Source organism: Shewanella abyssi (genome assembly GCF_023284025.1).
GTDB classification, from domain to species: Bacteria; Pseudomonadota; Gammaproteobacteria; order Enterobacterales; family Shewanellaceae; genus Shewanella; species Shewanella abyssi.
Map to the genome: position 1 here is coordinate 1 of NZ_JAKIKR010000086.1, position 13281 is coordinate 13281.

Annotated in this window: 7 protein-coding genes; all 7 read left to right on the forward strand. The window is 45.9% G+C overall.

Going from position 1 to position 13281, the window contains the following annotated elements:
- Positions 1-4488, forward strand: a 4488-nt coding sequence (locus L2755_RS21120) for an Ig-like domain-containing protein (RefSeq protein ID WP_248982621.1), incomplete at its 5' end; no start/stop codon positions are given.
- Positions 4489-4576: 88 nt separating this feature from the next.
- A complete protein-coding gene (locus L2755_RS21125; protein WP_248982622.1) occupies positions 4577-6754 on the forward strand; it encodes a type I secretion system permease/ATPase in 2178 nt (725 codons plus the stop codon).
- On the forward strand, positions 6751-8133 hold the full coding sequence (locus tag L2755_RS21130; protein ID WP_248982623.1) for an HlyD family type I secretion periplasmic adaptor subunit: 1383 nt from the start codon (positions 6751-6753) through the stop codon (positions 8131-8133). The genes L2755_RS21125 and L2755_RS21130 overlap by 4 nt, the downstream gene beginning before the upstream one ends.
- A 32-nt stretch (positions 8134-8165) precedes the next feature.
- Positions 8166-9587: a TolC family outer membrane protein gene (locus L2755_RS21135; protein ID WP_248982624.1), complete on the forward strand. Its 1422-nt coding sequence runs from the start codon at positions 8166-8168 to the stop codon at positions 9585-9587.
- Positions 9584-10189 (forward strand): OmpA family protein, encoded by a 606-nt coding sequence (locus tag L2755_RS21140; RefSeq protein ID WP_248982625.1) that lies wholly within the window; start codon positions 9584-9586, stop codon positions 10187-10189. The genes L2755_RS21135 and L2755_RS21140 overlap by 4 nt, the downstream gene beginning before the upstream one ends.
- A gap of 18 nt (positions 10190-10207) precedes the next feature.
- Positions 10208-10921 carry a transglutaminase-like cysteine peptidase gene (locus tag L2755_RS21145; protein WP_248982626.1) on the forward strand — a complete coding sequence of 238 codons (714 nt, stop codon included), beginning with the start codon at positions 10208-10210 and terminating at the stop codon, positions 10919-10921.
- A gap of 8 nt (positions 10922-10929) precedes the next feature.
- On the forward strand, positions 10930-12852 hold the full coding sequence (locus L2755_RS21150; RefSeq protein ID WP_248982627.1) for a bifunctional diguanylate cyclase/phosphodiesterase: 1923 nt from the start codon (positions 10930-10932) through the stop codon (positions 12850-12852).
- Positions 12853-13281 lie beyond the last annotated feature (429 nt).

Sequence of the window (13281 nt, forward strand, 5' to 3'; positions counted from 1 at the left end):
GCCTCGGTCACCACCACGGATGATGCGGGCAACAGCGCCACGGTTAACGACAGCGAAACCTACGGTGTGGATACGCAGATCGCAGCCACCATTAACCTCAGTCCAATTGAAGTCGGTGATGACAACATTATCAACAGTGCTGAAAGCGCCGGCCAAGTCACCTTAAGCGGTACCGTTGGCGGCGATGTGCAGCTCGGCGATACCGTCACCTTGACGCTCGATGGCAATACGATTGCGACCGCACTTGTAGTCGATTTAGGCAACGGTCAACTCGGCTTCAGTACTGATGTGGATGCCAGTGCATTACTGGGTGCCAACGCCAACAGTATTACAGCCTCGGTCACCACCACGGATGATGCGGGCAACAGCGCCACGGTTAACGACAGCGAAACCTACGGTGTGGATACGGTTAGGCCAACCGCACCAATCGTCACCATTAATGATGATAATGATCCTGACGACCAGGTCTTATCAGAGTCTGAAATCGGTGATGATGATGTTCAAGTGCAAGTAAAAATAGACAACACTGACTTTGCATCGAAAGGAACAGTCCAATTAACGATAAATAATGGAACTTCTGTCACTGCACTAACGTTGAGTTTGGCGCTTGACGGAATTAGTATCATTGCATTAGATAGTAATGGACTTTCAGTTGATGGTTTCAGCTACGATGCAGCTTTAGGCATCATCAGCTGGACAGAGACAACACCAGACAATGGGCAGTCTCTAAAGGTGACAGCAACCCAAACTGATGAGGCTGGAAATCAGTCAGAATCAAGCGAAGATACCGCTACAGTCCGTCATGATACAGAAATTCTTCTTGGCCAAGTTATAGAAGCTTCAACCGATAACATATTAACATTACCAGATGGTATAGATTTTGAGGGAACCACCACTCTTGGAGGTTCAATATCGCTAGTAAATGGTACCTATGTATACACAGCACCAGTCAGAGATCATGGTGATAATGTTTCAGACCAAGATAGCTTCAGTGTAACCAATGCTGACGGCAGTATCGCAACCTTTACTATCAATATTACCGATACCGCACCTGTTGCTAATGATGATATCGACAGCATAGGTTTTGGTGGTACGGCACATGGCAACGTGATCACCGGGGCTGGCACCGACGGCAACGGTGCCGATAATTTGGGAGCGGATGCGACCAGTGTTAGCTCCGTCACTTATGGCGACCAAACCTATTCATTTGATACCGATTCTGATGCCAATGGCAATATTACTATCATCACAGATGATGGCGTACTGGTGATGAGTAGTGACGGTAGCTATAGTTATGAGTCGAGTCTAGATGAGCATGTAAACCTAGACTCAACTGAACTGTACAATGGCCAGGGAGTTCACCTGTATGGTTTTAATAGCGTTACCGATTTTTTAGATAATGGAAATCTTGATCAATCAAGCTTAACCGGAAACGGCGAGGGTATCTCCACAAATTCTGCAGGCATAGGCGTACGAGGTAATGGCTGGATGGATAACAGCGAGTCTATGGTCATCGATTTAGAAGCCAACTTTAATGAGGTTTCATTCGGCCTGCATGGATGGGACGGCGAATCGTACTATACGCATGGTCAGTGGACCGCCTATGATGCAAACGGTGAGGAAGTGGCCCATGGGAATTTCTCAGGCATTGACAGCTTAACCATAAACTCTGATACACCCTATCAGTATGTGGTTATCACAGCAGGATCTAACGCCTATTTCTCGCTAACCTCGTTACAAACAGCTATTAACCATCCTCAGGTCAGCGATCAGTTCGAGTACACACTGACTGATGCCGACAATGACAGCCATTCGGCAACCTTGACCGTCACCCAGGACTCAGAGCCCGATGCGGCCAACGATACAGCGATCGTGGCTGAGTCAGGCATAATTGCAGACGCTGATGCCGGTATCCAAGGCGGCACCACCGCAGGCGATGGCAGTAATATTGCCAGCGGAAATTTACTCGATAACGATGCCGGGATCAGCGGATCCACTCTGATCACTGAGGTCGAAGGCGAGACGGCAGTTGATGGCGTCATCACTGTGACCACGGAGAGCGGTGAATTAATTGTGTATACCGAGGACAGCGCCGAGCACAGAGCCGGTGATTATCAATACACACTGACACAGAATACCAGTGGCGATAACACCAGTGAGTCGTTCAATTATCTATTAGCAAATAGCTTGGGTAACGAGAGTTCAGCCAGCCTGACGGTCAATATCACAGATGATGCACCGATAGCCAGTGACATCAGTCAGAACCTACAAACCAGCGCGGCCCCCATCACCACCAACCTCACCCTAGTACTGGATGTCTCCGGCAGCATGGGCAGCATGGCAGGTAATGGCAAGACCTATCTCGAGACCGCTATCGAGTCCCTGAAGGCGCTGATCAGCGAAGTCGACGCTACCGGTAACGTCAACATTCAGATTGTCAGCTTCTCTAATGGCGCTCACACCACTGGCTGGTTGGTCGATGATATTGCCGGTGCTATAGGTTACCTCGAAGGTCTACGCGATGGCGGCGGCACTAACTACGAGGCGGCGCTGAAGGCCGTCATGGCTAGTGGTCCCTTGCCCTCGGCGGATCAGAGCCTGGTATACTTCATCTCAGATGGCGAGCCCAACAGTGGCTACGAGGTCGATCCCGATTTGCAGAAGGATTGGGAGAACTACCTCGCTGATGTCTCTACTCAGTCAAATATTGCGGGAGACGACCAGCATTACGACATCTCCTTCGGCATAGGTATCGGCGGCGCATCGCTGACATATTTACTGCCCATCGCCCATCCCGAGGTCAATGGCCAAGAGGATTACGCGGTCAAGGTGGATAACGCCGACGATCTCACCAGCACCATACTCAACTACTTCGACGGCAATGCCCTAAGCGGCAGTTTGGGACTGCTCGGCTCATCAAGTACCCATGGAGTATTGATCGGTGCCGATGGCGGTAAGGTTGCCAGCATAGAGATCGATGGCCAAACTCATCTGTATGATGCCGACAATCCACTGCAGGTATTCACCACGGCCCTCGGAGGGCAGATAAGTCTGAACTTCGATACCGGAGAATACCGTTACACTATCGAAGTGGATCGCAACGTGCTCAACGAGCATGAGTCGTTCGAAGTAACCCTCATCGATAACGATGGTGACACGGCATCTCTCCAGCTTCAAATTGATATCGATTATCACGCTAGCTTGGATGCCAATGCCAATAACATCATCACTAACCTGACTCAGGGCAGCAGCATAGATATTCCGCTCGAATACTTGATGCATGGTGACAAGACGCCATACGACGCGGCCATTACCGATGTCACGGGCGGCAATGCTAGCCTAGTGAATGACCACATCAGTATAAATGGTCTCACCGATGGCACTCACTTCGAGTACACCCTAGAAGGCAATGGCGCCTCGGACTCCACCAACGTCGATATCGTTCATACGACGTCGAGCAAGCTAACGGGCACGGCGGAGAACGACATCATCATAAGTTCATCAGGCGTCAACGACGACGCACATATTGTCGCGACGGTGACATCGGGCAAGACAGATAACACGGATAACCAGTTTGGCTTTAGCTTCACAACATTAGCTGCAGGCTTATTCGTTGCAAGTATCAGTATAAACTTGCGAGCCGGCAATGATAACAATGCCACAGTCCAAGACTATGACCTCGGCAGCGACAGCAATATAAACCAATCTGAGGTCAGCTGGTCGTTGTCACAGTCCAGCTCTGTACTAACCGCCGAGTTTGACAATAACACCTTCACTTCAGGAGAGGCACTCTGGTTCACCATCGACACCAATAAACTAGGTGGTAACAATGGCAGCGACTTCGCCAATAAAGCAGTCACCTTTACCGTCACCCTGAGTGACGGCTCTACTCAGACAGGGGTCTACCTCACTGATGGTGCCGGCGGTGCTCAAAGCACCATGTTATTTGGCGATGGGCTCAGCGGTGGTGACGGCGATGATATCCTCGTTGGCGGCGCGGGTAGCCATATTCTGCTCGGCGGTGACGGCGACGATATACTCATCGGCGGCACCGGTGACGACATGCTGATTGGCGGCCTTGGTGAGGATATCTTCGTCTGGACCACCGGTTCCGTCGATGGTACAGATACCACCGACCACATTACCGACTTCAATCTCGCAGAAGACAAGCTCGATCTAAGCGATATACTGCAGGGCGATAACGCCAATGAACTGAGTCAATATATCAACTTCACTGATATAGGAGGCTCTACCAGCATTAATATCGATACCGACCAAGATGGGACATTTGATCAACACATAGTACTAGATGGTGTCGACCTTTCTCTCCTTGGCGACACGTCTGAAGAGATTATTAGCAGTTTACTCGGTGACAATGGCGATGGGCCACTCATTGTAAGCAATACTCAAGGGGAGACCTTAATTATTGATTCAAGTGAGCAGCCCCGCCATGATTTAGATATCAATGGTGTATTGAATTCACTGTAATGAATAGGGCTAAATCTTAAGGGGCGTGGCAAACACGCCCCTCATGTCCGATACTAAAATAATAAAAACTAAAGGATAGCTATCCCACGTGACCGTCTCAGCTTCTAAGAAAACTGAGCAATGGACCATTTCGGCATCTCAGCGCGTTATTGTTGACCCATTGCTAGACAGTTTAGTTTTACTTACTGAATACTTCGGCAGCCCTTGCTCCTGCGATTCTTTGGCGGCAGGCCTGCCCATGCAAGGTCATGTAATGACACCTGAGCTGCTACCTCAAGCAGCTGCCCGAGCGGGATTAACAGCAAAGCTGTCTCGTAAGGGGCTTAATGAAATAATCCCTATCTTACTGCCTTGCATATTACTCCTTAAAGATAAAAAGGCCTGCTTGCTTCGAGAGCTGGATATTGAGCAAGATAAAGCCATCATTCAGTTACCGGAGACTGGCGGCGAAGAAACACTATCCATTGAAGAGCTTGAAGCCATTTATGTGGGTTACCTGTTTCTAGTTAAACAGGAGTATCGTGGTGACATGGGCTTTGATGTCCATCTTCATGAGAACAAATCTCACTGGCTATTACAGACGCTCAAAGACTCTGCTCCCATCTATCGCGACGCGTTAATCGCATCGGTATTAGTTAATTTATTTGCACTTGTGTCGCCATTATTCATCATGAATGTGTACGACAAGGTCGTGCCAAACTTAGCATTTAACTCTTTATGGGTGTTAGCGATAGGTGCCGGCATAGCCTACATATTTGACTTAGTGATGCGTCAATTGCGTAGTTACTTGATAGATGTCGCGGGGAAGAAAGTCGATATTATCGTCTCCTCGCAACTGTTCGCAAAGGCCATAGGCATCCCATTGGAAAAGCGCTCGCCGAGTGTTGGTGGCATGGCCAAGCAGCTTGGCGAATTTGACAGCATTCGAGATATCCTGACGTCGGCTACCATCACCACCTTAGTGGATCTTCCTTTTGCTCTGTTCTTTTTAACGATTATTTATATAGTCGCTGGCGATCTGGCATTTGTCCCTTTAGTCGGTGGTTTTATTATCATAGTTTATACCTTGATTATGCAGCCAAAACTAAAAGCTGCAGTAGAGGAAAGCAATAAGTTCTCAGGCTTAAAACATGGCCATTTAATCGAGTCACTTTCATCATTAGAGTCGATCAAATCTAGCGGTGCCGAAGGCTTAGTGCAAAAAAGCTGGCAGCAGATGATTGGTCATACCGCTAGCTGGCAGTTAAAATCGAAAAAGATCTCGACGTCAGTGACTAATGTCGCGACATTTGTGGTGCAAACCTCCGTAATTTTCGTCGTAATACTCGGTGTTTATCGTGTCGCTGACAATGAGATATCCATGGGTGGCATCATTGCGGCCGTTATCTTATCCAGTCGGGCAATATCCCCAATGGCGCAGTTAGCAGGATTAATGACACGAGGCAACCAAACTGCCAGTGCACTGCGTCAACTTAATGAAATCATGGCCCAAGAGAGTGAGTTTGAGAACAAAGGGCATCTGGTCAGCAGACAAAGACTACGAGGTCAGATTAATGCAGATCACTTAGCGTTTAGCTATCCGAACTCAGAGCGGCCAATACTGCACCCATTATCGATAAAAATAGAACCGGGCGAGCGAATTGCGATAATAGGTCGTAATGGCTCAGGCAAGAGTACCCTCGCTAAAGTACTTGTGGGACTTTTTCAGCCCAGCAAAGGCAGCCTAACCTATGATGGCCTCGATTCTGCGCAGATACATCCAAGCGATCTTAGACGTAACTTTGGTTATCTACCGCAAGATATTACCCTGTTTCACGGCACTATCCGCGACAACATCCTCTTTGGGACGCGGCAAGTAACCGAGCATCAACTGATCAGGGCCGTGCAATTATCAGGGGTTAACTTGTTTACTAATCTAGAATCCGAAGGACTCGATCAACAAGTGGGTGAAGGAGGGCGGGAGCTTTCTCGTGGCCAACGACAAACCATCGCCTTAGCACGCGCAACACTGAACGATCCCCCGGTATTACTAATGGATGAACCGACAGCCAGCTTGGATGCTAGAGCCGAAAAGCAGTTCATTCAAGCGATGCACAATGTCAGTAAAGATCGCACCTTAGTGCTGATTACTCACAAGATGCACCTATTGAATTTAGTAGACCGCATCATCGTATTAGATCGCGGCCACATTATTGCTGATGGCGCCAAAGCAGATGTACTGAAAAAGCTTAATGAAGGCTTGCTTGCAGGAGCGGTAAATAGATGAGTAAGCATTTAACCTCACAAGACTTAGACATGGTTGACGATGTCTATGGCGCCATGATGACCGATGCCCCCACGAGTCATCGATTAACGATATGGGCACTTACATCTCTCGCTATAACATTTTTAATTTGGGCCTACTTTGCTGAGTTGGATCAAGTCACCACTGGAATGGGTAAAGTTATCCCCTCTTCGCAAATTCAGATAATACAGAGTTTAGATGGCGGCATATTGCAAGATATGTACGTACAAGAAGGTTTGACTGTCACCAAGGGCCAAGCACTCGCTCGTATTGATGCCACCCGTTTTCAGTCTGACTTTGCCCAGCAGGAGCAGGAAGTGAATAGCTTGCTGTCCAATGTTATCCGCTTAAAAACTGAATTAAATAGCATCACGATTTCTAATATCGGCACTGACTGGCGCGAGCAGGTAAAAATACAAGCTCATGCGCTGATCTTTCCAGAAATCTTAGAAGCCAATGAGCCGGAACTCACCAAGAGGCAACGAGAAGAGTATCAAGGCCGCATTGATAATCTCAGTAACCAACTTGAGATCCAAGCAAGACAGATCCAACAACGAAATCAAGAGATCCAAGAGTTAGCCTCTAAAATAAGAACGCTCACAACCAGCTTTCAATTAATCTCTAGAGAGTTAGAACTCACCAGACCATTAGCAGACAAAGGGATTGTACCCGAAGTTGAACTGCTCAAGCTGCAGCGAGTCGTAAACGACATTCAAGGCGAGCTGTCGTCACTAAGATTATTGCGTCCAAAAGTGAAGTCGACAATGGATGAGGCGATTTTAAAGCGTCGAGAAACGGTACTGATGTTTGCGGCTGATACCCGCGCTCAGTTAAATGAGATGCAAACCAAGCTCTCACGTATGAATGAAGCGCAAGTGGGCGCACAAGACAAAGTGAGTAAGGCTGAGATAGTCTCTCCAGTGAACGGCACCATTAAAACAATTCATATTAATACGCTCGGCGGCGTGGTGCAGCCTGGCGTTGATATTATCGAAATTGTCCCATCAGAAGACAAGCTACTCATCGAAACCAAAATTGTGCCTAAAGATATCGCCTTCCTGCATCCAGGGCTGCCTGCTGTTGTCAAAGTCACCGCTTATGACTTCACTCGCTATGGTGGTCTTAATGGGGTCGTAGAACATATTAGTGCCGATACAACCCAAGATGATGAGGGAAATAGTTTCTATATTGTAAAAGTTAGAACGGAGTTTTCTAGCCTAACGAAGGACGATGGCACGGAAATGCCTATCATACCAGGGATGTTGACCTCGGTTGATGTGATTACTGGGCAAAGATCTGTTTTAGAGTACATACTTAATCCAATATTACGGGCTAAAGATACCGCGCTTAGAGAGCGTTGAAGCCCTATAAAAAACGACCTGGAGGGGTTAACATGGACAGCAGCACAATGCGGCAGGTAAGACGTAGTGCAATTGCACTCGCCGTCGGCGCACTAATATTGCCCGCGTCGGCTTATAGCCAAACGTTAGAGCAAGCAGTAGCGCACACATTAGATACTAATCCTGAAATACGGATCGCATTTAACCGTTTTAAAGCACGTGAAGAGCAAGTTAACCAAGCAGTCGCAGGCTATATGCCGACGATCGATATTTCAGGCGGTTACGGATGGGAGCAAACCAATAGCCCATCGACTCGTCGTCGCGCTGGTGTTGGCGAAGTTGACAGTGATGGCGTGATTGAACTGGAGCGTGGTGAAGCTGGCTTTAGTATCAAGCAAATGCTATTTGATGGTTTTTATACCAGTAGCGAAGTCGATAGATACAGTTTTGAAGCAAGTGCAGAGCAGTGGGCACTGTTTGCGGCAGCCGAAGATATGGCACTAGATGTGGTTAAGGTATACACCAACTACATTCGCAGTGAACAAGTACTCACTCTGGCCGAAAAAAACCTTGCCAGCCACAAAGATATATATGAACAGATTAAACAGAGAACCGATTCAGGACTAGGCTCAACGGCGGATCTATCTCAGATCACCGGTCGTTTAGCCCGTGCAAACGCAAATGTTATCTCGGCTCGCAATAATTTTTATGATGCCAGATCACAGTTCGTTCGCGTCGTAGAGCAAGAGCCGGAAGATATGATAGTGCCAGTGCCTGATGCTGATATGTTACCGAGCGACCTCAACACCAGCGTGATGATGGCGCAAGATAACCATCCTATTCTAAAATCGGCTGCTAGTGATATCCATGCAGCGGAGAATGAACGCGAATCAGCTCAATCGAATTATTACCCTAAGTTCACTTTAGAGCTTGATGGCAACTGGAATAACGATCTCGACGGTGAAGATGGTATTTCTGGGCTAGGCGTTTTCCAAACCGATGTAGGTGGACACAGTAACGACCTCGTCGCCATGATCCGAGTTAAGTACAACCTGTTTGCAGGTGGCCGTGATTTGGCGCGAGAAAAAGAAGCGGCCTACAAAATAGGTGAAGCGAAAGAGATCCGTCAACGTGCACATAGACAAGTCATCGAAGGCGTAAACTTGGCTTGGAACGCATACGAAATGCTAACACCACAAAAAATGTATATTCGTGACCATGTCATTGCCGCTAAGGACACGCAAGTGGCCTATAGCCAACAGTTCAATTTAGGCCAACGTACATTGCTGGATCTGCTCGATACCGAAAATGAGTTGTTTGAAGCAAGAAAAGACTATTTAGAATCTGAGTATGACGAAATAGTATCACGATACCGCATTCTTAATGCGACAGGTCAATTACTTGATTCATTAAGAGTGACTCGCCCAGATGTATGGCAAGGTGAGCGAGATTACGAAGGAGGAGTACCGCAATGAAAACCCTAATAATAATATTGAGTTTAGCCATATTAGGCGGTTGCTCAATGCGTGATACAGTATCGATGGATACACCGACTAAGCAAGTTTACGATTTAAATGATATTGACCATGATGGTGTCATCGTTGCAAGAGAGCGTTGTAATGAAACCGCACTTGGTGCCACTATCGATAACTATGGCTGCGGTAAAATCAAACCGATCAATGAGCGCCAAGAGCTAAAAATCTTATTTGCTAATGACTCTGATTACATAGATCCAATGTACTATACCCAAGTAGAAATTATTGCCAGTTTCATGCAAAAGTTCCCTAATACACAGGCTGTTATCGAGGGACACTGCAGTAAAACGGGCAGCCACGAGCATAACCAAATGTTATCGCAAAATAGAGCCAATGCCGTAAGCGCATTACTTAGTGAGCGTTTTAATATTGAATCATCTCGATTAAGTGCTGTAGGATATAGTTTCGATCGTCCTATCGATCCCACTCATACCTCTGCTGCACATAGAGTCAATCGCCGAGTCATTGCTGAACTCACTGGTGATGACACCACTGCAGATATGAAATGGCATATCTATACCGTAGATGAAGTTGTTAATTAGGAAACAAACTAACGTCGTATGAATGGCAGACTTTGTAAATTAAAGAAATTAATAAAAGTCTGCCAATTTAGATTGACGATTTTGGCTTTGGCTGCGTCTTCTCTTTATCTAGAGGCAGATCCAATACCACAACTAAACTACGCACATATTACCCAAACAATAGAATCTCAGTATGGAGAGCGTGCGGGTAAACGCATTAGAGCTTGGTTTAAAATCCTTGATGAAGCTAAGGACCTAGAAGATAGCGATAAAATACTAATGGTTAATAACTTTTTTAACCTATTTCATTTTATCGATGATATAAAACTTTGGGGAAATAAGAATTACTGGGCTACGCCAATGGAATTTATTGGTGTTAGTGGCGGCGATTGCGAAGATTTTTCTATCGCAAAGTATTTCACGCTGCTCCAACTTGGCATTTCAGAAGATAAATTACGCATTACTATGGTAAAGGCAACCAGCGTAAACCAATACCATATGGTACTTGCCTACTATGAAACGCCCTCTTCCATCCCCCTCGTTTTAGACAATCTTGATAAATCCATAAAACCAGCAACACAGCGTAAAGATCTAATACCGGTATACAGTTTTAACGGTCGACAATTGTGGCTAAATAAAGAAAAAGGACGCGGCGTTCTAGCAGGATCATCATCGAAACTGGCGAAATGGAATGACCTAAAACATCGTTTAGGTGTTGAGCGATTAAAACAACCTAAACTAAAACTGGAGTAGTTAACAAGATGACACTGTTTCGACAGATATACACACTACTGTTTGCACTATTTTTACTCGTGGTCGCGAGTTTAGGCTATGTGCAGTTTACCGAAACTCAAAGCTTTCTGACCAAGCAAATGGAGTCTGATCTCAATAATACCAGTAATTCACTCGGTATCATGCTGGTGCCGGATCTTGAAGCTGGCGACATTGTCGGCGCCGAAACCTTAATCAATGTCATCTTCGAAGGGGGTTATTACCAAGAGGTAAAATTGACTTGGTTGGTCGATGGCAAGCAGCAAACGTGGCAAAACCCGGTAACTATCGTTGGTGTACCTCAGTGGTTTATTGACCTTGATCTCTTCAAAAAAATTCGACGAGAAAGCACGATTACTTCGGGCTGGATCCAGCTGGCACGATTAGAGATCACAGCTCATCCAGGATTTGGTTACCATGAACTTTGGCGAACGATGACCAATGCTATTATGGTTTTTTCAGTACTGTTTTTAATTGCGATTATATTGGCCCGCGTTGGACTAACCTGGATATTGAGACCATTACATGAAATCGCTGAACACGCCAAAGAGATAGCCAATAGAAAATTTGGCCCTGATATGGCAGTACCCAAGACCCTTGAGCTAAAGTCAGTGGTTCAAGCTTTCAATAGTATGTCTGAGCAACTCAAACAGATCTTTAGCTCTCTGGATGAAGAAGTTGGCGAGTTAAGAAAGAAAAATCTAGTCGACCAAGTATCTACCCTTCCTAATCGTCAATACATGATGGGAAGACTTAATGGTTGGTTAAGTGAGCCTAAGAACGGCGCGCTTATTATGGCTAAAATGGACTGGCTTGAAGAGGTCCACAGTAAATATGGTTATCAAGTAAGAGATGAAACCATCAAGCTGTTATCAGAAAAAATGAAACAGCATTTAGAGGGTGTTACCACATCTGTTATAGCGCGTATCGCGGCCTATGAGTTTGCGTTTCTTATTACGAGCTCCGAACATGAACAAACAAGCAAATACTTGCAGACTCTTATTCGCACAATCAATCAAGAGGTTTCAAAAGCGGGTTGCAAGCCAAATGAAGGGTTTGCTCTCGGTATAGCGCAGCGGATAGGTCAAATGAGCGTGAGTGATATTTTGGCTCAGGCAGATAATGCACTACAAAAGTCACTACAAGAAAATAAAGTATTCCATTGGTTTGAGACCAATGAAAAACAGCTGTTTACGCGTGAGCAATGGCGAGAACACCTCAGTACCGCGATTAGTGGTGGTAAGTTTAAGTTTAAGTGGCAACCCATTTTGCTTAATGACAATGATTGCGTACTTCAAAGAGAGCTTTATTGTCAGCTAGAAATAGGTGACAAAATGATCTCTGCAGGGCAATTCATGCCTTACATTGAATTACTGTCACTGGGGACTTTGCTCGATAAATGTTTAATAGAAACCATAAGTGCAAAGGACTTGCTAGGTCGCAACTTTGAACCTATTGCTATCAATCTAACCTTTGAAAGCATCAATGACCTTGAATTTCATCAGTGGCTCAACAAACTACTGCGCTCATCAGCATTAAGAGAGCGTATATGTTTTGATATCCCTGAAGCCGCTGTGTATAGCAGCCCAGAGGCTTGTGATGCTCTATGTACCATCATTAGAGATAATGGCGCCCATTTTGGTATCGATCACTTTGGGCGTCAGTTTGGCTCAATGAGCTACTTACAGAGCTTAAGACCAAGTTATGTCAAGTTGGATCAATCATTTGCATATTACGATGAAAGTGAACATAGCAGTGAGCTCTGCCGCGCCTTAATCAATGTCGCCAAAGGGCTAGATATTGAGGTGATAGTCACTGGCATAGAAGAGAAAGCACTGCTTGATCGCTTTACCCCTCTAAAAACCCATGCTTATATGGGCTATGTATCACCGCCAGTAGACATTAAACTATAGCTAAGCTACGACATCAGTAAATTTATAAAGGCCTCTGTAGAGGCCTTTTGTTTACCTGCTATCAAGCTAAAGCCCCTGCAGTTTATCGAATTGCCTTCTATTATTGACCCTATGCATTAAATGTGGGAATTATTGCCTAGTACTAAAGCTATTTCATTTGCATGTTCGGTCGTTAATTGCAGGATTCGAATCTCTTCATATCCAAAACGAAAAAAGCCTCCTGATTTCTCAAGAGGCTTATCGAAAATGGTCGGTCATAACAGCTGGATTCGAATCTTTTCCCTCTCTAACAAAGATAAAGAGCCAACAAAAAAGCCTCTCGATTTCTCGAAGGGCTTTCTAGTAAAGTGGTCGGTCGTTAATTGCTGGATTCGAATATTTCCCTATCCAAAACGAAAAAAGCCTCCTGATTTCTCAGGAGGCTTATCG

Excerpts from the sequence above, each read along its gene's own strand:
- L2755_RS21140 (WP_248982625.1), top strand. The coding sequence starts at position 9,584 with ATGAAAACCCTAATAATAATATTGAGTTTAGCCATATTAGGCGGTTGC.
- L2755_RS21145 (WP_248982626.1), top strand. The coding sequence starts at position 10,208 with ATGAATGGCAGACTTTGTAAATTAAAGAAATTAATAAAAGTCTGCCAA.
- L2755_RS21130 (WP_248982623.1), top strand. The coding sequence starts at position 6,751 with ATGAGTAAGCATTTAACCTCACAAGACTTAGACATGGTTGACGATGTC.
- L2755_RS21150 (WP_248982627.1), top strand. The coding sequence starts at position 10,930 with ATGACACTGTTTCGACAGATATACACACTACTGTTTGCACTATTTTTA.
- L2755_RS21135 (WP_248982624.1), top strand. The coding sequence starts at position 8,166 with ATGGACAGCAGCACAATGCGGCAGGTAAGACGTAGTGCAATTGCACTC.